The 19,397-nt window shown below is 70.8% G+C and carries 19 protein-coding genes; 5 read left to right on the plus strand and 14 right to left on the minus strand.

Annotated features, from left to right (window positions below):
• Positions 1-123: 123 nt before the first annotated feature.
• A complete protein-coding gene (locus ABIA35_RS35580; RefSeq protein ID WP_370360866.1) occupies positions 124-309 on the plus strand; it encodes a hypothetical protein in 186 nt (61 codons plus the stop codon).
• Here the strand turns inward: ABIA35_RS35580 and ABIA35_RS35585 are convergent.
• From ABIA35_RS35585 to ABIA35_RS35625, 9 genes are read right to left on the minus strand one after another with little or no spacing between them, the layout of a single operon-like run.
• On the minus strand, positions 306-3,104 hold the full coding sequence (locus ABIA35_RS35585; RefSeq protein WP_370360867.1) for an alpha-mannosidase: 2,799 nt from the start codon (positions 3,102-3,104) through the stop codon (positions 306-308). The two genes, ABIA35_RS35580 and ABIA35_RS35585, sit on opposite strands and share 4 nt — an antisense overlap.
• Entirely contained in the window at positions 3,101-4,141 is a 1,041-nt protein-coding gene (locus ABIA35_RS35590; RefSeq protein ID WP_370360868.1) for a Gfo/Idh/MocA family protein, read from the minus strand. Before ABIA35_RS35590 ends, ABIA35_RS35585 begins: the two co-directional genes overlap by 4 nt.
• Complete coding sequence (locus ABIA35_RS35595) at positions 4,141-4,968, minus strand: TIM barrel protein (protein ID WP_370360869.1); 828 nt, start codon at positions 4,966-4,968, stop codon at positions 4,141-4,143. The genes ABIA35_RS35590 and ABIA35_RS35595 overlap by 1 nt, the downstream gene beginning before the upstream one ends.
• The gene (locus tag ABIA35_RS35600) at positions 4,965-6,197 is read right to left on the minus strand and encodes a CehA/McbA family metallohydrolase (RefSeq protein ID WP_370360870.1); all 1,233 of its coding nucleotides are present in this window, start codon (positions 6,195-6,197) and stop codon (positions 4,965-4,967) included. The genes ABIA35_RS35595 and ABIA35_RS35600 overlap by 4 nt, the downstream gene beginning before the upstream one ends.
• Complete coding sequence (locus ABIA35_RS35605) at positions 6,197-7,291, minus strand: ABC transporter ATP-binding protein (protein ID WP_370340541.1); 1,095 nt, start codon at positions 7,289-7,291, stop codon at positions 6,197-6,199. Before ABIA35_RS35605 ends, ABIA35_RS35600 begins: the two co-directional genes overlap by 1 nt.
• A gap of 28 nt (positions 7,292-7,319) precedes the next feature.
• Positions 7,320-8,162 (minus strand): carbohydrate ABC transporter permease, encoded by an 843-nt coding sequence (locus ABIA35_RS35610; RefSeq protein WP_370340543.1) that lies wholly within the window; start codon positions 8,160-8,162, stop codon positions 7,320-7,322.
• Positions 8,159-9,070: a carbohydrate ABC transporter permease gene (locus tag ABIA35_RS35615; protein ID WP_370340545.1), complete on the minus strand. Its 912-nt coding sequence runs from the start codon at positions 9,068-9,070 to the stop codon at positions 8,159-8,161. Before ABIA35_RS35615 ends, ABIA35_RS35610 begins: the two co-directional genes overlap by 4 nt.
• Positions 9,039-10,475 carry an extracellular solute-binding protein gene (locus ABIA35_RS35620; protein WP_370340548.1) on the minus strand — a complete coding sequence of 479 codons (1,437 nt, stop codon included), beginning with the start codon at positions 10,473-10,475 and terminating at the stop codon, positions 9,039-9,041. The genes ABIA35_RS35615 and ABIA35_RS35620 overlap by 32 nt, the downstream gene beginning before the upstream one ends.
• A gap of 53 nt (positions 10,476-10,528) precedes the next feature.
• Positions 10,529-11,269, minus strand: coding sequence for a GntR family transcriptional regulator (locus tag ABIA35_RS35625; RefSeq protein WP_370340549.1), 741 nt, complete (start codon positions 11,267-11,269; stop codon positions 10,529-10,531).
• An 85-nt stretch (positions 11,270-11,354) separates the two neighbouring features.
• Here ABIA35_RS35625 and iolB point away from each other — a divergent pair, with 85 nt between their 5' ends.
• Positions 11,355-12,125, plus strand: a complete 771-nt coding sequence (iolB, locus tag ABIA35_RS35630) for a 5-deoxy-glucuronate isomerase (RefSeq protein WP_370360871.1) — start codon at positions 11,355-11,357, stop codon at positions 12,123-12,125.
• An 80-nt stretch (positions 12,126-12,205) separates the two neighbouring features.
• Here iolB and ABIA35_RS35635 read toward each other — a convergent pair whose 3' ends face one another.
• Entirely contained in the window at positions 12,206-12,559 is a 354-nt protein-coding gene (locus ABIA35_RS35635; protein ID WP_370340553.1) for a hypothetical protein, read from the minus strand.
• Positions 12,560-12,675: 116 nt separating this feature from the next.
• Between ABIA35_RS35635 and ABIA35_RS35640 the strand changes: the two genes are divergently transcribed.
• Both ABIA35_RS35640 and ABIA35_RS35645 read left to right on the plus strand, forming a co-directional pair.
• Positions 12,676-13,500, plus strand: coding sequence for a putative RNA methyltransferase (locus tag ABIA35_RS35640; protein ID WP_370340554.1), 825 nt, complete (start codon positions 12,676-12,678; stop codon positions 13,498-13,500).
• A gap of 10 nt (positions 13,501-13,510) precedes the next feature.
• A complete protein-coding gene (locus tag ABIA35_RS35645) occupies positions 13,511-14,275 on the plus strand; it encodes a dienelactone hydrolase family protein (RefSeq protein WP_370340556.1) in 765 nt (254 codons plus the stop codon).
• A 39-nt stretch (positions 14,276-14,314) separates the two neighbouring features.
• Here the strand turns inward: ABIA35_RS35645 and ABIA35_RS35650 are convergent, their stop codons facing one another.
• From ABIA35_RS35650 to ABIA35_RS35665, 4 genes are all read right to left on the minus strand, one after another.
• On the minus strand, positions 14,315-15,265 hold the full coding sequence (locus tag ABIA35_RS35650; protein ID WP_370340558.1) for a ribose-phosphate diphosphokinase: 951 nt from the start codon (positions 15,263-15,265) through the stop codon (positions 14,315-14,317).
• A gap of 33 nt (positions 15,266-15,298) precedes the next feature.
• The gene (locus tag ABIA35_RS35655) at positions 15,299-15,871 is read right to left on the minus strand and encodes a YidB family protein (RefSeq protein WP_370340560.1); all 573 of its coding nucleotides are present in this window, start codon (positions 15,869-15,871) and stop codon (positions 15,299-15,301) included.
• A gap of 100 nt (positions 15,872-15,971) precedes the next feature.
• Positions 15,972-17,564, minus strand: coding sequence for a GMC family oxidoreductase (locus ABIA35_RS35660; RefSeq protein ID WP_370360872.1), 1,593 nt, complete (start codon positions 17,562-17,564; stop codon positions 15,972-15,974).
• A gap of 10 nt (positions 17,565-17,574) precedes the next feature.
• Entirely contained in the window at positions 17,575-17,868 is a 294-nt protein-coding gene (locus tag ABIA35_RS35665) for a DUF6295 family protein (protein WP_370340563.1), read from the minus strand.
• 91 nt (positions 17,869-17,959) lie between these two features.
• Between ABIA35_RS35665 and ABIA35_RS35670 the strand changes: the two genes are divergently transcribed.
• Positions 17,960-19,102, plus strand: a complete 1,143-nt coding sequence (locus ABIA35_RS35670; RefSeq protein WP_370360873.1) for a nitric oxide synthase oxygenase — start codon at positions 17,960-17,962, stop codon at positions 19,100-19,102.
• Positions 19,103-19,397: the final 295 nt, after the last annotated feature.

Here is a 19,397-nt window from a genome sequence, read left to right on the forward strand (position 1 = left end):
AAACCTTCTCCGCCTGCCGGGGCCGCTGACGCGTGCTCCGGTGGCCCTGCGCCGTGCCCCGGCTTAGCGTGAGGTCACGGGGCCGCGTTCCTGCGGTCCCGGCAGGCAAGGAGTTGAAAACGTATGGCGAAGAACAGCCCGGCCAAGGGGCATCACGGACTCGGCGCACGTGGGCAGGGCAAGCTCCTCTACTTCCACACCCGTGTCGCCGACGTGATCCGCCAATCCAAGGAACAGCTGTTCCGCAAGTACCGCAAGCAACCTGAATACCGGCAGGCGAACGGACACTGGGCGGCCGGCGGCCACTAGTCCGGCGAATGTTCCCCCTGATCTTTTGATGCGCCCCTGGCGATGGTCGATGCGACCTGCCAGGGGCGCATTTCCATGGTGTGAGTGCTGGTGTGGGTACTGGCGTGGGTGCTGGTGTGGGTGGTACTCGCGGTGCGGATGGTCGCCGTGGTGGGCTTCGGGGTGAGGGCCACCAGGCGCAGTTCCGGGTCCTCGGCGCCGGTGTCGCGGCAGCTGCTCAGCACCACACCGCGTCCGCCGACCTCGATTCCGCCGGCCGGGACCACCGGGACGCTGCCCGGGTCCTCGTTCCGGCCGGCCACGGTGGTCAGCGGGTGGCGGTAGCGCTCGGCGGCGTCGAGGAGCCCTGATTCGTGCCACTCGCCGGCGTAGAGGTACAGGGCCAACTCCACCGTGCGCGGGCCGCGGCACTGCGCGCCGGGGGTGGGCAGCTGCGGTCCGGCCGGTTCGGCCCGCCAGGCGTTGTCGTTGCGCGAGAGCAGACCGACGGAGCGGAGCAGGGTGAGCGCCAGGGTGCGGCCGTCGTCCACGAGCTCGTATTCGCTGACGTGGTCCAGCAGGACCGCCAGGCCGCCGGCGGCGACCCAGCCGTATGCCGGGAAGGTCGGTAGGGGGCGCTCGCCGAATCCGCCCTCGGCGTGCAGGGGCCGGCTTGCGACGGCGAACTGGCCCTCCGCGTGCGAGTGCGTGGCGGGGCGGGGGAGCGGGAGGTGCAGACGGACGCGGTGGTCGTCGCATTGGTTGTCGAAGGCGATGGTGAGGCGGACGAAGGGTTCGCCGTGCCGAAGCTCGATGCGGGTGCTGACCTCGGTGGTGTGTACCGTCGCGGCGCGGATACCGCTCACCTCGGTGTCGGACGCTGACACCGGCACGCCGTGGGTGGGCCAGTTGAACCAGCGCACTGATTCCAGCGAACCGGTGAACGGGCCGCTCCAGCGGACCCGGTTCCAGATCTCGTCCGGTGAGCTGACGAGGCGGTCGTGCCCGGGCGGCGCGTAGTTGTACTCGTCGCCGAGGTCGCCGCCGTCCACGATCGCGCCGAGGCCCGCGGCGTGGGAGCCGTCGGCGGCCAGGACGTCGAGCAGGCCGTCGGAGCGGAGGGCGACGTGCATCAGGCCGTTGTCGAGATCGGAGAGGGCACGGCGGCCGGCGGCTATGTTCCTCAGCGCCGCGGGCGGCGGGCTTCCGGTGGTGAAGGTGGTGACGGCTGCGAGGGCGAGCGGGCCGACGTCGATGAGGGCGGCGACCGTGGCGCGCGGCTGTACGCGGACCTCGACCCGCCAGATTTCGACGGCCGCGGCGGCTGCGGCCGCGCGCACCTCGGCGACGTCGAACACCAGCGGGGAGGTCGGGGCCAGCTCGAAGGTGATCGTCGCGGCGTCGGGGTCGAGGTGCCAGGCGGCGATCTGGCGGCCGTAGAGCTCGCGGCCGTGGATCTTGCGCAGGAAGAGGTCGAGGGCGGCGGTGGGGACGAGCTCGTCGGCGATGTTCTCCTCGACGGTGTCGAGGATCTGGTGCGGCAGCGCTTTGCCCGAGGCGGCGCGCGGGGCGCGGCCGGCCGGGAGGTCGAGCGTCACGACCTCGCGGCGGTGCCGCGCGGAGGGGTTGAACAGCAGATGCCCGCCGTCCGGAACGGTTTGCGCGATCGGTCCGAGGACGAGGTCGACCACGCCGCGCCCCAGATCGTCGGCCTCGGCGATGCGCGCCGCGACCTGGTCGGCGGTGGCGTCGATCCCGCATCCGGTCACGCTGTCGTGGCACGAGGAGTCGACCAGGCGCCGCCACGCCAGATCCAGGAAGGGCCGGCACGCCGAGCGCGTGCCGTAGAGCGCGGCGATCGGTTCGGCGTAGCGCTCGACGAGGCGCTCGGCGCGGCTCAGGGCCTGCTTGAGGCCGATGCGGGAGGACAGGACGCCGGGGAGGATGTTGGCCCGGGCGTGGGAGCGCAGCTCGCCATGGATGGTGATGAGGACCGGCGAGGTGTTCGGCTCGTGCGCGGCTGGTTGGTGCTGTGCGGGCGCCCTGCCGCCGGCGATCGGGATGTCGAAGAACCCTGCGAGGGTGTCCAGGCGGACGCGGAGCGGCTCCCCGGAGGCGCCCTCGACCAGGTCGGCGAGCCCGTCCACCGGCGCCGAGTGGTCCGTTCCGTACATGCCGAGCAGCGGGCCGTCGGGCTGCCAGCGTCGCAGGGCCTGGACATGCTCCTCGGCCCGTCGGCGTACCACCGCCGCGTCGGGCTCGCCGAAGACCCCGGCCGCGCCGCCGTATCCGCCTTCCGGGAGGTAGCGCGTGCGCACTGCGGTGCCGTCCGGGGCCGCCCACCAGAACTCCGTCGTGCGCACGTCTTCCGGGACGCCGCGCCACACGCACGCGTGCTCGATGCCCGCCAGGCGCAGGATCTGGGGCAGCTGCGCCGCGTGGCCGAACTGGTCCGGCAGATATCCCACGCGCATCGCGCCGCCGAGCTCGTCCGCGCGCCGTGATCCCGTCTCCAGATTGCGGATCAGGTTCTCGCCCGAGCACAGGAACGAGTCCGCCAGCACCCGCCAGGGGCCCAGCGCCAACTGGCCCCGGCCGGCCAGCTCGCGGACCAGCGCCTCCTGCTCGGGGCGGATCTCCAGGTAGTCGTCGATCGCGGCGGTCTGGCCGTCGAGGGTGAAGCGGGCGCGGGGGTCGGCGGCGAGCTGGGCCAGCAGCCGGTCCAGGACCGTCACCAGGCGGAGGCGGAACCGCTGGAAGGGCTGGTACCACTCGCGGTCCCAGTGCGTGTGCGGGACGATGACCAGCTCGTTCATGCGGTCTTGCCCAGGGCGCGCAGTACGTTCAGCGCCGTGCGGATGTCCGCCGTGCCCTCCGCGGCCCCGCTCAGTCCCGGGGTGCCCGCGGTGACCAGTTCGTGGAACGCCATGAGTTCGCGCTCGAAGCCCGAGTCGGCGCCGAAGAAGTAGGGATTGGTGAAGGACAGGTCGTGGGTGCCGGCTTCGGTGTGCACGCGGACGCGTTCCTCGTATTCGGGATAGTCGGGCAGGAAGTGCCAGCGGACCGTGTAGCGGCCGTGCGGGAGCGGGCCGGAGAACTCCAGCGAGCCAGGCTCGCCGTCCCGGGCGCCCCAGGACGCGGCCGTGTCGACGCCGAGTTCCGCGACGCCGGCCAGCAGGCGGATCAGTGCCACGTCGTGGCACGCGCTGTCGAGCACCGCGCGGTACTCCCAATGTTCGCGGGCCCCGGTGTGCGTCGGCGCCGGTGCGGGGACCGGAGCCCAGTCCGTCGCCGGGAAGCGCTCGGGCGGATGCAGGACGCTGACATCGATGTGCCGGACCGTCGCCGGGTCCAGCGCACTGAGCGCCGCGGTCACCGCGGGGTCGTACTGCTTCATGTAGCCGAGCATCAGCCGGTCGCCGGCGGAGGCGACGAGGGCGGCCTCGTCGGGGGAGTGCGCGAGGGGCTTCTCGCAGAAGACCGGATAGCCCCGCTTCAAGGCCTCCACGGCCAGCGGCGCGTGCGAGCCGGAGGTCAGCAGGATCACCGCGTCGAACTCGCCGCAGCCGAACATGCTCTGGGTGTCGGCGAAGACGCCGGAGCCCGGGACCTGGAGCTGCCGGGCGATGTCGGCCGCGTAGCCGGGCTGGGAGTCGCAGACGGCCGTGACGGTGAAATGCCGGTCCAGCTTCGCCAGCAGGGGCAGGTGGACGTGCCGCGCCACGTGCCCGAGGCCGACCACCGCGACGCGGACGACCGGCCCCGCTGCCGCGCCCGAGGCCGCACTCGCGGCCGGTGCCGGTCCGGTCTCCGTGATCGGGCCGGTTCCGGTTGCCTGAGGACCGCGCCTCATCACACCCCCAGCCCGGCCAGCACCGCGCGGTTGTGCCGCATGTCCCCGATGATCCGACCCAGGTCCTGGCTGCCGTCCGGCACGTCCTGCTCGACCACGATCCACCCCTCGTACTCCAGCGCCCGCAGGGCGTCCAGGAACGCCGCCAGGTCCAGGCGCCCCTCGCCGAGGCGGCAGAAGGTGCCGTCGGCCAGTGCGTCCTTCACATGGACGTGCCGTACGCGGTTTCCCCACCGGGCCAGCGTCGCCAGCGGGTCGCCGCCGGCGGCCAGCAGGTGCCCGGTGTCCAGGCACAGCTCCAGTTCCGTCAGCTCCAGCAGCCGGTCGATGTCGTCCGGGCTCTCGATGCTGGTGTCCAGGTGGTGGTGGAACACCGGTTCCAGGCCGTGCTCGCGGCAGCGCGAGGCGGCGCGATAGGCCTGTCGGACCAGCAGGCCCCAGCCGGCGGCGTCCAGCGGCCCGGACGGCGGGCAGGCCAGTGTCGGCTTCGGCGCGAAGCTGCTCATGTCCGGGTACCGGTTGCGGGCGCGCAGCAGCCGTGCGGTGTCTTCGAGGGCTGACAGGTCGTCCGCGAAGCCCTCGTGCTGCCCGAACCTCAGGTCGTGCCAGCCTCCGGCCAGCGCCGGGGCGGAGTCGGGGTCGGCCAGGACTTCGTCCAGGTAGCCGTGCGGTCCCAGATCGGTGCCCTCGTATCCGCAGTCCGCGGCTATTCGGGCGTACTCGGGTGCGCTGACGACCGGGTCGGCGGCGGAATAGATCCCGAAGTTCACCGGCGCTGTCGCGACCAACACCGGCCGGGGCCGCGGCCGCGGCCCTGTTTCCGTCACGCGCACAATGCCACCACCTCGTTGCGCCACGTCTCCAGCCGGTACATGCCCGACTGCCGGGCCGGGAACGACTGCCGGCCCGCGGCGTCGGCGCGCACCACGACCCGGGTCTCGTCCGGGCGCACCAGGATCAGGCCGTCGGCGTCCAGCGTCGTGATCTCGTCGCCGCAGCGCAGGACCAGGGGTCCGGTGCGGTCGGCGGAGATGGCGGTGCGGCCCGCGGCGATGCCGGCCAGGATCGCGGCGCTCGAGCACTCCTCGGCCAGCACCCAGGTGATCGGCGCGCCGAGCGAGGCCGGCGTGCCGCCCGGCTCGTGGAAGTCGCTGCCGCCGACCGGGACGATCGCCGCCGGGTGCCGCTTCATCCAGGCCAGCGGCCAGCCCCAGGTCCGGTCGAACCAGGACCAGTGCCAGATCTCCGCGATCGAGGGCTGCGTGGTCAGCTGGTGCCGCCAGGCGCAGTCCCCGGCCAGCGGATGGTTCACCGAGAACAGCGCGCCGGCCTTCTCGGCCTGCTTCATCCACTGCGAGGCCGGGCGCCGGAAGTCGATCCACTCCTTGGAGCCCCACACGTTCGCGTGGCCCAGGTCGGTCGTGACTTCCTGGCCGGGGATCAGGGTGACGCCGGAAGTCCCGGAAGCCTGCTCCAGAAAGGGGTAGTGACTGATCGTGTTGTGGTCGGTGACGGCCAGGAAGTCCAGGCCGGTCTCGGCGGCGAGATCGGCCAGGGCGCCGATGGTCAGGGTGCCGTCGCTGTGTTCGGTGTGCGCGTGCAGGTCCCCTGCGTACCAGCGCATGCCGTCTACCGCCGGGAGCTCCCGGGCCGGCGGCCGTTCCAGGGCCCTGACATGGTGATGGCGGAGCTGCCGGGCGGCTGTGTCGGCCGGGTCCGCCTGGTCGGAGAACGTGATCTCCAGCGAGTACCGGACGCCCTCGGGCGGGACCCGGTGCAGCCCCAGCCACACGTGCCAGACCCCGGGCAGGATCTCGCCGGCCAGATAGCCCGGCGTCGACTGCCGGGCCCCGATCGCGAACTCCTGCCGCGCCCCGCCGGACCACCCGCGGAAGCCCTCGGGGCCGGCGCAGCCCAGGTCCAGGACGGCGCCGGCGGACCGGTCGTAGTCCAGCCGGACCTCGATCCGCGACACCCCGGGCGGCACCTCGAACGGGACCGGCCGCAGCTGCTGCCGCAGCCGGTCCTCCAGCCACCACACGCCGTCCAGCCGCATCAGCCCACCAACTCCCCATCCGCGTACAGCAGGGTCCGGTCTTTGCGGGGCAACGCCCACAAGGTGGTGCCGGGTTCCGGCTCGTCCTCCTCGGCCACGACGACCTGCACCGCGGTTCCGGAGACGTCCAGGGTGAGCAGCAGCGAGCTGCCGAGGTTCTCGGCGACCTCTACCGTGCCCTGAAACGCCCCGTCGCACGGATCCGCCGATACGCGGAAGTACTCCGGGCGCGCCCCAAGGACCACCGGGGCGCGTTCGGCCACGCGCTCCCCGGCCCCGTCAGGCATCGCGATCGCGGAATCTGCGACCAGAACGCGTCCGTCACGGACAACCCCCTCCAGCAGGTTCATCGGCGTGGAGCCGATGAAAGAAGCCACAAACGTGTTCGCCGGCCTGCGGTACACCTCGCGAGGAGTCCCGAGCTGGCGGATACGGCCGGACTGCATGACCGCGACGCGGTCCGCGAGGGCCAGTGCCTCGGCCTGGTCGTGGGTGACGAAGACCGTGGTGGTGGCGAGCTCGCGTTGCAGCCGCTTGAGGAACGTCCGCGCCTCCAGCCTGAGACGAGCATCAAGGTTCGAAAGGGGTTCGTCAAAGAGAAAAACGGACGGCTCAGCCGCCGTGGCGCGGGCCAAGGCCACCCTTTGCTGCTGTCCGCCGGACAAAGCACCCGGTCGGCGCTCCAGCAGGCCCGTGGTGGTCTCGGTTCCGGTCAGGCCGAGTTCGGCGGCGGCGGCCAGCGCGGCCTCGCGCTGCCGGGCCTTCGGGACCCCTCGGACCCGCAGCGGGTACGCGATGTTCTCCGTGACGGTCATGTGCGGGAAGAGCGCGTAGTCCTGGAACACCATGGCCACGCCGCGCTTGCCCGGCGGCATGCGCGTCACGTCGGCCTCGCCGATGTGCACCGCGCCGCTGTCCGGCGTCTCCAGCCCGGCCAGGGTCCGCAGCAGGGTGGTCTTCCCGCAGCCGGAGGGGCCCAGTAGCGCGAAGAACTCCCCGTCCTGGATCGTCAGGTTCAGCGCGTCCAGCGCGGTGACGACGCCGCCGGTGTCGGCGAAGGTCTTCGTCAGGTCGACCGTTCGGATCCGTACCATTATGAAACCTCTGCCATGAAGCGCTCCTCTACCGCTTGATCCCGCCGTGGAAGCGGAAACCGTAGCGATGGCTGACGAACAGGTACAAAAGGACCACCGGGATCGAGTAAAGCAGAGAGAACGCCGAGATCAGCGCCAGGTTCGGCTGGCCGCCCTCGGTGTAGAAGGTGTAGAGCACCACGGAGGCCGGGTACTTGTCCGGGTTCCGGACCAGGATGTACGGGATCAGGAAGCTGCTCCAGACGTTCACCACGGCCCAGACCGTCACCGTGGCCAGCCCCGGGCGGATCATCGGCAGCACGATGTGCCGCATGATCTGGAAGGGCGAGGCCCCGAACACCCGCGCCGACTCCTCGTAGGACTTCGGCGTGTTGTCGGTGAAGTCCTTGAGGATGAAGATCGCGGCCGGGATCAGGCCGCCGGTGAACACCAGGATCACCCCGAGCCGGGAGTCGATCAGGTGCAGTTTGAAGGCCAGCTGGAACAGCGGCACCATCGCGGCCGTGCCGGTCACGATCGAGGACAGCAGGAGCAGCGCGTACAGGATCCCGTCGCGGCCGGGGACCCGCACCCGGCTCAGGGCGTACGCCGCCGCCGCTGCGAACGCCACTGTCAGCAGAGCCGTACCCCCTGCCAGCAGTAGAGAGTTCCACAGCGACGGCAGCGCATAGGGATCCTTCAGCAGGACCGAGAAGTTGTGAAGAGTAAACGAGCTTATGCTCACGTCCAATGTGGGGTGCGTGTTGAAGGGCGCCGAGGCCAGCCACAGCATGGGCAGCGCGAAGAACCCCAGCAGCAGCGACAAGAACGTGTAGCGGGTGATTTTCGCCACCACCGCGCCAGGGGTCCGCTCCCGGGTGCGCTCCCTCATGCGGCACGCTCCCCTCGCCGCTCGCGCAGCAGTCGCAGGTACACCAGCGCCACGACGAGGTTGATGACGAGCATCAGCAGCGAGATCGCCGCTCCCAGGCCCATCTGCCCGTCGAACAGGGCGGTCTGGTAGATGTACACCGGCAGGATCTCCGACTTGCCGTTCGGGCCGCCGGCGGTGATCTGGTAGGGCGTGAAGTCGTTGAACGTCCACAGCGAGATCAGCAGCAGGTTGGTCAGGATGTGGCCGCGGATGTGCGGGAAGACCACGTCGCGCAGCTGCTGCCAGGAGTTCGCGCCGAACATCCGCGCCGTCGCCAGCTGCGAGGGCGGCACCCCGGTGAGCGCCGCGCTGTAGAGCAGCATGGAGAACGCGGTGCCGCGCCAGATGTTGAACACGATGATGACGGCCATCGGGTGCTCGATGGCCCAGGCCGTGCCCGGGGTGTGCAGCAGGGTGTTGAGCGTCCCGGCGTCGCGGTCCAGCATCGCCACCCACAGGAACGCCACCACCGAGCTCGGCAGGATCCAGGCCAGCAGCACCAGCGCCTCGATGAGCCGCTTGAGCCAGCCGGTGGCGTCGCGCAGCATCCAGGCGATGGCGAAGCCCAGCACCGCCTGGCCGACCACGGCCGAGAGCAAGACGTACTGGAGCGTCAGCCACAGCGAGTGGCGGAAGTCCGGGTCCTGGACGACGTTCGTGTAGTTCTGCAGGCCGACACTGCGCGGATGCCGCGCGGCGAAGCCGGTGAGCCGGTAGTCGGTCGTGCCCAGATACAGGGTCCAGAGCGCGGGGAAGACCAGGAACGCGGCGACGACGAGCAGGGCGGGCGCGGCGATCGCCGCCGCGCCGGCCCTGCCCAGCCCCGCCGGATCCTCAGCTCCCGGCCGCGACGCTGCTCGCGCCAACGAGCCCCTCCAACGCCTTCTCGTAGGCCGCCGCGGCCTGCGCCGGGCTCTTGCCGCCGACCACGTCCGCGACCGCCTTCTGGACCAGGCTCGACACGTCGTTGTACGCCGCCTGCGAGGGCCGGAAGCTGGTCACCGGCAGCACCTTGCCGGTGGCGAACTGCAGCATCGGGTCGCTGGCCAGCACCTGCTGGTTGACGTCGGTGCGCGCGGTGAGCAGCGGCGCGCCGCCGATCCGGGAGACGGTCTCGGCCTTGGAGTTCAGGAACGCCAGGAAGTCCCAGGCCGCCTGCGGATACTTGGTCTTGGGGTTGATCGACCAGTCGGAGCCGCCGGAGTAGGACACGAAGCTCTGGCCCTTGACGCCCGTTCCGGCACTCTGCGACGGGATCAGCGCGTACCCCACGTCGGCGTTGCGATCCGCCATCGGCGCGGTGCCGCCGGCCGGGTTCAGCACCGAGCGCCACATGTAGTCGGACTCGGCGTAGATGCCGATCTTGTCGGCGGCGAACTCGGTGAAGGACTTGTCGCGGCCCTTCGCGTCCTCCTGGAGGACGGGATCGCCGTAACCGCCGCCGTAGATCTTCTGGTAGAAGCCGAGGGCGGATTGGAAGGCCGTCCCGGCCTTCATCCACTTGCCGTTGTCCCACAGCGTGCCGCCGGCCCCGGCCAGCAGCGGCAGGAAGCCCTGCATCGTGGTCGCCTCGCCCATCGGGACGCCGCCGTCCCACTGCACCGGCGTGACGCCCGGCAGGGCCTTGAGTTTGGCGGCCGCGTCGTAGATGTCCTGCCAGCTCGCGGGCTGCCAGTCGGCGGGCAGTCCGGCCTGCGCGAAGAGCTTCTTGTTGTAGAAGATGACGCGCGCGTCGGTGCCGTTCGGGACGCCGTAGCGCTGGCCCTGGTACTCGCCGAGGGCCTGGACCGACTGCGAGATCTGGGACCAGCCGTCCCAGCTGTCGGCCTGCGTGCCGGCCACCTGGTTCAGGGGCTTGAGGTACCCGGCGTCGGCGAACTCCCCGACCCAGATGCCGTCCAGCGAGAAGACGTCGTCACCGGTGCCGGACTGCAGGTCCAGGGCGAGCTTGGACTTGTAGGCGTCGTCGTCGACGCCGTTGGGCCGGAAGGTGACGTGCGCGGTGATGCCCTTGGCGGCCTCGGCCTTCACGAAGTCCGGGATCAGGGTGCCCTGGATCCACTTGGCCTCGTTGCTGTTCTTGCCGCCGGCGATGTCGTTGGCGGTGATCACCAGCGTGGGATTCTTCGGCTGGTCCGCGGAGTCGACCTTCGCGGGTTTGGAGCCGGAGGAGGAGCCGGAGCAGCCGGCGGCGAAGGCCGCCGCCGCGCCGATCGCGAGCAGGGCTCGCAGGGCTCGAAGGTGTCTTGAACGTGCGGAATGTGCTCCCATCGGTGCCTCCGCTGGTGTCGGTCCGTACCTTGTCGGGGAAGGCCGTCCCGTCCTCAGTGTTCGGTGACGGTCACTTCCAGGCTGTATCGGGACGCGCGGTAGATGTGGCTGCCGAACTCCACGGCCCGACCGCTGTCGTCGAAGGCCGTGCGTTCCATGGTCAGCAGGGCCGCGCCGCGCCGTTCCTCCAACAGGGCCGCCTGTTCGGCATCCGCCGTGCAGGCCCCGATCCGCTGCCTGGCCACACAGATGCGGATACCCGCCTTGCGCAGCACTTCGTACAGGCCGCGGTTCTCCAGCAGCTCCGCGGTCAGCAACGGCACCGGCTCGGGCAGCCAGTTGCGCATCACCGCCAGCGGCTCGCCCTGCGAGCGGCGCAGCCGCACCACCTTGGTCACCGGCGTGCCGGCGGCCAGCCCGAGCGCCGCGGCGGCCTCCGGCTCGGCCGGGACGCGCGCCAGCAGCAGCACGTCGGTGGCCGGCGTGCGGCCGCTGCGGGCCAGGTCGTCGTGCAGGCTGGTGAGCTCCATCTCGCGGCGCACCGGCATCGGCAGGATCTGCGTGCCCACGCCGCGCCGCCGCACGATCATGCCGCGGTCCACCAGGTGCCCGATCGCCTGCCGGATCGTGGGCCGGGACAGCCCCAGCGACTCGGCGATCTGCACCTCGGAGTCCAGCTGGTCGCCCGGCGCCAGCTCGCCGGTACGGATCGCCTCGGCGATCTGTTCGGCGACCTGGAAGTAGAGCGGGATCGGGGAGGAGCGGTCCACCTCGATCCGCGGTCGGATCCCCATGGTGGTCAGTATGCTGCGGTCACTTTGTCCGGACAACAGGTTGACCGGGGAACTCCGTACTGCTATGCAGCAAGCGGGAGGCGGTATGGCACAGATCGACATCACACCCGAATCGGCAGGTTGGCGCTTCGCGGGGCTGAAGACCGCGGAGTTCGCCGGTTCATATCAGTTCTTTACCTCAGGAGACGAGGCGTTAGTCCTGCCGCTGTCCGGTTCGTGCAGTGTGCGGTGCGGATCCGAGGAGTTCCTGCTGCGCGGTCGCGAGGACGTCTTCGCCGGTCCCAGCGACTTCGCCTACATCCCGCGCACCAGCATGGTCCGCCTGACGGCCGTGGACGGGACGTGCCGGGTGGCGATCCCGACCGCGCGGGCCGAGGCCGACCTGCCGTTCCGGTACGGTCCGCGCGAGGCGGTGCCGGTCGAGCAGCGGGGAGCCGGATCGGCCGCGCGCACGCTGCACAACTTCTGCGCGCCGGAATCCTTCGAGACCGACCGGCTGCTGGCCGTGGAGGTGATCACCCCGGGCGGGAACTGGTCGTCCTGGCCGCCGCACAAGCACGACGAGGACGTCGAGGGCGGGGAGCGCGCCAAGGAGGAGATCTACTACTACGAGGGCGGGCCGGGATACCAGCGCGTGTACTCCTCGGCGGCGGGGGAGATCGACGTGCTGCGCGAGGTCGCGGCCGGGGACGTCGTGCTGATCCCGCACGGCTACCACGGGCCGTCGATGGCCATGCCGGGCTACGACCTATACTACCTGAACGTGCTGGCCGGCTGGGACCGCGGGGCCGCGCGCTCGATGGCGTTCAGCGACGATCCGCGGCACGCCTGGGTGCGTGAGACCTGGAGCGCCTGAGGGGACGGCGCTTCCAGGTGCTTCGCGTCTGTGATCCCTTGCGTCTGTGATCCGTTGCGTCTGTGATCCTCAGCCGGGGCTCAAATGATGCGGATCTCGTCGTTCGAGTGGTCGTGCCCGCAGCTGTCGCCCTCGTAGTGGTAGTCGCGCTGTCCCAGCTGCACCACGCGGAACGACTTGCGCTCGACCACCTTCTGCAGGTGCCGGACGCCGCTGGCGCCGGCGGCCACCACCGCGACGACCGCGGCCACGACCGTGACGCCGATCACGGCGAAGCCGCCGGTCACGTGCCCGAACACGATCATGAACAGCGCGACCAGGATCGAGATCGGCACGGCTACCAGGAGCAGCACCGCGATGCTGGTGAGCAGGATCAACGGCTTGGCCGACGGCGTGCGGTCACCGTCGTGGCGGATCATCGTTCTCATGGCCATGGCTCATCCCTCTCGGCTGCGGCCCCAGACGCGTTGTATCGCGTTTAAAGTGTATCAACGAGGAGGGCGCCTCCGCTTGTTCCTTTTTCAGTCGCCGATTACGTCACACTTGAAACGTGATCTCCGACATCGTCGACTGGCTGTCCTGCCCGCATTGTGCCACCGCCTTGATCGTCGAGGCGTCTTCGGGCATGCGGCTGCTGTGTGAGGAAGGGCACGCTTTCGACGTGGCGCGGCACGGCTACGTCTCGCTGCTGGCCGGGGGCGGGACGCCGGGGACCGCCGACACGGCGGAGATGGTCGCCGAGCGGGCGGCGTTCCTCGGGGCGGGGCACTACGACGGGATCGCGGATCTGATCGCCGATCTGGCTGCCGACGTCGACATCGACGAGGACGGCTGTGTGCTCGACCTCGGCGCGGGTACCGGTTATTACCTGGCGCGCGTCCTCGATGCCGTGGACCAGCCGGGCATCGCGCTGGACGTCTCCAAGCACGCCGCGCGCCTGGCCGCTCGCGCGCATCCGCGGATCGGGGCGGTGGTCGCCGACGCCTGGGCCGGACTCCCGGTCCGCGGCCGTGCCGCCTCGGTACTCCTCAACGTCTTCGCGCCGCGCAATCCGCGCGAGATGCGGCGCGTGCTGCGTCCGGACGGCCGCGCGATCGTCGTCGTGCCCGAGCCGGACCATCTCAGGGAGCTGATCGCCGAGTACGGCCTGATGGCCGTCGACGACCGCAAGCCGGAGCGGTTGCGTGAGCAGTTCGCGGACCGGTTCGAGGTCGAGTCGGAACATTCTTGCAAGACGGTGCTGTCCCTGTCCGCCGATGAGGTGTCGCGACTCATCGGCATGGGCCCGAACGCCTGGCACGAGCGGGCCGAGGAGGTCCGATCGGGCGGTGCGGCAACGGTTGCCGTCCGCGCCTACGTTCTGTCCCCGAGGTGAGCGTGGCAGCATGTCCGGCATGCAGATCGCGATGACCAATGCCATCCAGGCCGGGACCGTCCACTACCCCGCGGCCGACGGTGCCGACATCGAGGCGTACCTGGCGGTGCCGCAGGACGGCGCGCCGCGCGGCGGCGTGGTGCTGATCCACCACCTGCCGGGCTACGACGAGGCCACGCGCGAGTTCGCGCGCACCTTCGCCGTCCACGGCTACAACGCGGTCGTGCCCAACCTCTACAGCCGCGAGGGCGGCCCGGGCATCTCGCCCGAGGACGCGGCCGCGGCGGTCCGCGCCGACGGCGGCGTCCCGGACGAGCGGCTGATCGCCGACCTCGGCACGGCGGCGGAGTACCTGCGCGCGCTGGACACGGCTAACGGCAAGGTCGGCGTCATCGGTTACTGCTCGGGCGGGCGGCAGGCGCTGCTCGCGGCGTGTGCCCTGGACCTGCAGGCGGCGGTCGACAACTACGGCGCGTTCGTGATGTCGGACAGCCCGGCCTCGGTCGGCCTGCGCGCCACCTCGGTCGAGGACCGGCTGCCGGACCTGGCGTGCCCGCTGCTCGGCAACTTCGGCGCCGACGACACGCACCCCTCCCCGGAGGAGACGGCGCGCCTGGCGGCGGCGCTGGACAAGCTCGGGAAGACGTACGACTTCAAGACCTACGAGGGCGCCGGGCACGCGTTCTTCAACGTGAACCGGGTCGCGTACCGGGCGGAGGCGGCGATGGACGCCTGGGACCGGATCCTGGACTTCTACAAGGAGCACCTGGGCTGAGGCCTCAGAGCCCTCTGCTTCTCAGAGGCCTTTGCTTTCTCAGAGACCCTCGAACAGGGCGCTCACCGACTCGCCGTTGTGGATCCGGCGCATCGCCTCGGCCAGCGCCGGGGCGATGGACAGGACGGTGAGCTTGCCGGAGTCGATCTGCTCGTTCGGCGGGATCGGGACCGTGTTGGTGCACACGATCTCCTCGACCTCCGGCTGGTCCGCCAGGCGCTTGAGGGCGCCGGAGGCGAACAGGCCGTGTGTGCAGGCCACGCGCACGCTGCGGGCGCCGAGGTCGCGCAGGCGGTCCAGGAGCTCCATGACCGTACTGCCCTTGGCGATCTCGTCGTCGAGCACGATCACGTCGCGGCCCCCCACGTCGCCGATCACCGAGCTGATCGCCACCTTGTCGCCGGCGAAGCGCTGCTTGGCGCCGGCCGCGACCGGGACGCCGAGCAGGCGCGCGAAGGCCGCGGCCTCCTTGGCGTTGCCCAGGTCCGGGGAGACCACGGTGGTGTGCGACAGGTCGGAGTCGCGGAAGTGCCCGGCCAGCTCGCGCAACGCGTTGAGGTGGTCCACCGGGACCGAGAAGAACCCGTGCACCTGCGGGGAGTGCAGCGTCATCGCCAGCACCCGGTCGGCACCCGCGGCCACCATGAGGTCGGCCACGAGCCGGCCGCCTATGGAGATACGCGGCGCGTCCTTCTTGTCGCTGCGCGCGTACGAATAGTGCGGCACCACGGCGGTGATCCTGGCCGCCGAGGCGCCACGGGCCGCGTCGCACATGAGCAGCAGCTCCACGAGGTGTTCCTGGACCGGCGCGACCAGCGGCTGGACCAGGAACACGTCGCGCTCGCGGCAGTTGGCCTGGAGCTGGACCTCCAGGCAGTCGTTGGCGAAGCGGCTGACCCGCACCGGGTTCAGCGACGTCTCCAGATGCGCGCAGATCTCCGCGGCCAGGGTCGGATGGGCGCTTCCGCTGAACACTGCGATGTCGCGCATGTCTGCATGGTAGCGATCTCCCACCCGGACCGATCAACCCCCTTGCGGCGTTCCGCCGGAGGCCCCACCGGGCTGCGGGCGGTTCTGGGCCTGCGACGCCGCCTGCGCGCCGGCCGCGCTCCCGGCCCCCTCGGGCAGGTGGCCGTCCGGCGTCATGGCATCGACGACCTGGGGAAGCGCGGTCGCCATGGTGTGCGCCGCCTGCTCATTGGTCATGCCGAGCGTGTTGGCGACCTGCGAGATCTGCTCGGGCCCGAGTGCCTGCGTGATCTGCTCCCCGCTGACCGGCTGGTTCGGCTGGTCGGCACTGACCCACGACTTGGCCTGCGACCCGGCCCCGGCTCCCTTGAGTCCCTCCATGAGCTTGGACAGCCCGCCACCGGCGAGCATCCCGCCGATCATCGGCGCGAGCTTCTGGATCATGCCGCTGCTGAGCAGGCTGCCAAGACCACCGGCCGCACCGCCGGGCGCCGCGCCCATGGCGTTCGCCGGGGCCGGCATCCGGCCCTGCTCGCCGGCCTGGCCCTCCTGCGGCTGCGGCGACTGCTGTTGCTGCTGCTTGCCCATCAGCTGATTGAGCAGCGAGGTGATGTCGAAACCGGCCATGTCGCGAGCTCCTGACGTTCCGGGCCGCGCCCCGCCCGACGGTTACGCGCCGCCACGGCCCATCCCAGCCTCGGGGAGGTCGGCGGGGGCCGCAGTGCCGCTATCCCCTCCACGCCTCCCGCTCCGCATCCTTCACCAGCTCCGCGGCCTTCTCGCCGATCACGATCGACGGCGCGTTCGTGTGACCCCGGATGATCGCCGGCATCACTGAGGCGTCGGCCACGCGCAGCCCCTCGGTGCCCCGGACCCGCAGTTCCGGGTCCACCACCGAGTCGGGGTCGGTGCCCATGCGGCAGGTGCCGACCGGGTGGTAGAGCGTCTGGGCGTAGCGGCGGATCGAGGCCTCGTGCAGTTCTGCGCCGGACAGGTCGGGCAGGAGCATGTAGCCGTCGCTGTAGCGCGCCAGCTGCGGGGCGGCGGCGATTTTCTCGCACAGGGCCACGCCGCGGGTCAGCGTCGCGTAGTCCAGGCCGTCGGGGTCGCTCAGATAGGCCGGGTCGATGGTGGGGGCGGCGGTGGGATCGAGGGTGGACAGCGTGATGGTGCCGTGCGAGCGGGGCTTCTGCAGGACCGCGCTGATGGTGAAGCCGTGTTCCTTCGGGCGGGTCAGGCCCTCGTCGAGGAAGGCGACCGGGGCGAAGACCACTTCGATGTCCGGCTTCTCAAGCCCGTCTTCGCTGGTGGTGTACAGGTACGCCTCGCCCACGTTCGAGGACAGCGGCCCTTCGTGCCGGGTCAGGTAGCGGGCGAAGCCGGCCGGGGTGCGGCCGCTGATCAGGCTCTTGGTGTTCTTCGCCTTCACCACGATGCCGGCGGCCAGGTGGTCGCGCAGGTTCAGGCCGACCTCGGGGAGGTCGGCCACGATCTTGACGCCGCGCCGCTTCAGGTGGTCGGCGGGGCCGACGCCGGAGAGCATCAGCAGCTGCGGGGTGTTGATCGTGCCGCCGCACAGGATCACCTCGCGGCGGGCCGCCACCGAGCCGACGCGGCGGCCGGCCAGGTAGCGCACGCCGGTCGCGCGGCGGTCGTGGAACAGCACCCGGGTGGCCAGGGCGCCGGTGTGCACGACCAGGTTGGGGCGCGAGCGGGCCGGCTTGAGGTAGGCGTCGGCGGTCGACCAGCGGCGGCCCTCGCGCTGGGTCACGGCGGTCTGCGTGCCCGGGACGCCCAGGGACGCGCACGCCTCCAGGAAGCGGGCCGTCAGCGGATGCGGCGAGCGCAGGTCCTCGATGCGCACCGGGCCCGTCGCGCCGTGCTCGGTGCCGTCCGGGGCGGCGGTGAAGGCCTCGACGCGGCGCAGCGCGGCCCCGATCTCGTCCGGGCCCCAGGCCGGACCTGCGGCCTCGGCCCACTCCTCGTAGTCCGCGGGGTAGCCGGGCACCCACATCATGGCGTTGATCGACGAGGAGCCGCCGAGCATCCGGCCGCGCGGCCAGTAGATCCGGCGTCCGCCGAGCTTGGGCTGGTTGACCGTGCGGTAGGCCCAGTCGACCTTGGTCTCGAAGAGTTCGGAGAAGGCGGCCGGGATGTGGATCAGCGGGTTGCGGTCCGCCGGTCCCGCCTCCAGCAGCGCCACCCGGCAGCCGGGGTCCTCCGACAGGCGCGCGGCCACCGCGGATCCGGCTGAGCCGGCTCCGACGACGACGTAGTCGTAGACACTCCCGGTATCGGTCTGTGCGTCGTCGGTGGCCATGTCTACGACGTTAGACCCGCGATGCGCCGATGAGTAGCCCGGGCGGGAGCATGCCCTCCGGCACGCTCTCCAGCGCGGTGAGAATGGCTTGCGCCAGGTCGTAAGCCGCCTGCGCGGTCAGCTCCACGGCGATCCGCGCCGACGGCCCGCGCTCGGGGTCGCGCAGGTCGATGTTCAGCGTGTGCTCGTCCGTGGCGTGCACCGGATGGTCGTAGTAGACGCTGGCCTCGGTGACCCGGATCCAGGCCGGGGTGCCCTTCGCACTGCCGGCCACGGCGAGCTTGAAGGTCTGGTAAGTGCACATCGGAACCGGATCCTCACAATCGGTAGTACGAACACCAGTGGTAGACATACGATGACGCTCTGCATTCGCCCGCCGAGCGTAGGGGATTCCTGTGTTCCGTCACGCGATACGCCAGAAGCGCCCCACCGAACGATTATCCGGTCGCGCCAGCCTACCCAGCATCGAAGAGCTCTCCGAGGAAGCGGACCGCTTCCTGCACCAGTGCTACACCGAGCTCGGCCGCACCGCCGAACTGCCCGGCCGCCGCCGCGCCGTGGCCGCCACGATCGCCGCCGACGGCACCTACGACCACACCTTCGCCGAACTCGAATACGGCGCCCGAGTCGCCTGGCGCAACTCCTCCCGCTGCATCGGCCGTCTGTACTGGCAGTCGCTGAAGCTGCGCGACCACCGCCAGACCGACCGGCCGGTGCGCATCGCGGCCGAGTGCGTCAAGCATCTGCGCGAGGCCACGAACAAGGGCCGCATCCGCCCGACCATCACCGTCTTCGCCCCGGACCGCCCCGGATTCCCCGGTCCCCGCATCCGCAACGAACAGCTCATCCGCTACGCCGGATACCAGGTCGAGGACGGCGGCGTGGTGGGGGACCCGCGCAACATCGCCCTGACCGAGACCGTCCGGAACCTCGGCTGGTACGGCCACGGCACCGCCTTCGACGTCCTCCCACTGGTGATCGAGGTCCCCGGATACCGGCCCTATGTCCACGTACTGCCACCGGACACCGTCCTGGAAGTCCCGCTGTCCCACCCCCGCCACCCCTGGCTCGCCGACCTGGCCCTGCGCTGGCACGCGGTCCCGGTCGTCAGCGACATGTGCCTGGAGATCGGCGGCCTCCACTACCCCTGCGCCCCCTTCAACGGCTGGTACATGGGCACCGAGATCGGCTCCCGCAACCTCGCCGACACCGACCGCTACGACCTGCTCCCGACCATCGCCGCCAACCTCGGCCTGGACACCACGACCGACCGCACACTGTGGCGCGACCAGGCACTGGTCGAACTGAACGTCGCAGTCCTGCACTCCTACGAGCAGGCCGGCGTCACCATCGCCGACCACCACACCGAGGCCCACAGGTTCCTGAAACACGTGGCCAAGGAGGAGCGCGCCGGAAGGGTGTGCCCGGCGGAGTGGTCGTGGATCGTGCCGCCTCTGTCCGGGGGCGCCACGGCGGTGTTCCACCGGTACTACGACGAGGTGGATGTGCGGCCGAACTTTGTGCGGCATGGGGGGTGAGGTGGTGGTGGTGGAGTGGTGGTGGTGAGTGAGATGACCTGGTGGGGTTTGTTCGTTAGTTGACAAGCAACAGGCGTTTTTTGACAGCTTCGCGCATGGTTTTGCGGGATCCGTTGGTGGCGCGGGTCGGGGGCGGTGGTCGGCGCTGCGGTGGCGGCTGATGGTCTGGGCAGGTGGTGCTGGCTACTGCCACAGTCAAGGGCGCCTCCGGCGGCGCCTGCGCGGCGAGCGGCCTCGCTCCGGGGAGTGGGGGGCCGCGCTGCTAGGCGGCGGACGCTGCTTGTGGTCGCCTCTG

Source organism: Catenulispora sp. MAP12-49, from assembly GCF_041262705.1.
Classification (GTDB): Bacteria; Actinomycetota; Actinomycetes; order Streptomycetales; family Catenulisporaceae; genus Catenulispora.

What these genes read in the sequence shown, in the direction of transcription:
- ABIA35_RS35580 (WP_370360866.1), top strand. Translation starts at nt 124, where the DNA reads ATGGCGAAGAACAGCCCGGCCAAGGGGCATCACGGACTCGGCGCACGT.
- ABIA35_RS35585 (WP_370360867.1), bottom strand. Translation starts at nt 3,104, where the DNA reads ATGAACGAGCTGGTCATCGTCCCGCACACGCACTGGGACCGCGAGTGG.
- ABIA35_RS35590 (WP_370360868.1), bottom strand. Translation starts at nt 4,141, where the DNA reads ATGAGGCGCGGTCCTCAGGCAACCGGAACCGGCCCGATCACGGAGACC.
- ABIA35_RS35600 (WP_370360870.1), bottom strand. Translation starts at nt 6,197, where the DNA reads ATGCGGCTGGACGGCGTGTGGTGGCTGGAGGACCGGCTGCGGCAGCAG.
- ABIA35_RS35605 (WP_370340541.1), bottom strand. Translation starts at nt 7,291, where the DNA reads ATGGTACGGATCCGAACGGTCGACCTGACGAAGACCTTCGCCGACACC.
- ABIA35_RS35610 (WP_370340543.1), bottom strand. Translation starts at nt 8,162, where the DNA reads ATGAGGGAGCGCACCCGGGAGCGGACCCCTGGCGCGGTGGTGGCGAAA.
- ABIA35_RS35620 (WP_370340548.1), bottom strand. Translation starts at nt 10,475, where the DNA reads ATGGGAGCACATTCCGCACGTTCAAGACACCTTCGAGCCCTGCGAGCC.
- ABIA35_RS35625 (WP_370340549.1), bottom strand. Translation starts at nt 11,269, where the DNA reads ATGGGGATCCGACCGCGGATCGAGGTGGACCGCTCCTCCCCGATCCCG.
- iolB (WP_370360871.1), top strand. Translation starts at nt 11,355, where the DNA reads ATGGCACAGATCGACATCACACCCGAATCGGCAGGTTGGCGCTTCGCG.
- ABIA35_RS35635 (WP_370340553.1), bottom strand. Translation starts at nt 12,559, where the DNA reads ATGGCCATGAGAACGATGATCCGCCACGACGGTGACCGCACGCCGTCG.
- ABIA35_RS35645 (WP_370340556.1), top strand. Translation starts at nt 13,511, where the DNA reads ATGTCCGGCATGCAGATCGCGATGACCAATGCCATCCAGGCCGGGACC.
- ABIA35_RS35650 (WP_370340558.1), bottom strand. Translation starts at nt 15,265, where the DNA reads ATGCGCGACATCGCAGTGTTCAGCGGAAGCGCCCATCCGACCCTGGCC.
- ABIA35_RS35655 (WP_370340560.1), bottom strand. Translation starts at nt 15,871, where the DNA reads ATGGCCGGTTTCGACATCACCTCGCTGCTCAATCAGCTGATGGGCAAG.
- ABIA35_RS35660 (WP_370360872.1), bottom strand. Translation starts at nt 17,564, where the DNA reads ATGGCCACCGACGACGCACAGACCGATACCGGGAGTGTCTACGACTAC.
- ABIA35_RS35665 (WP_370340563.1), bottom strand. Translation starts at nt 17,868, where the DNA reads ATGTGCACTTACCAGACCTTCAAGCTCGCCGTGGCCGGCAGTGCGAAG.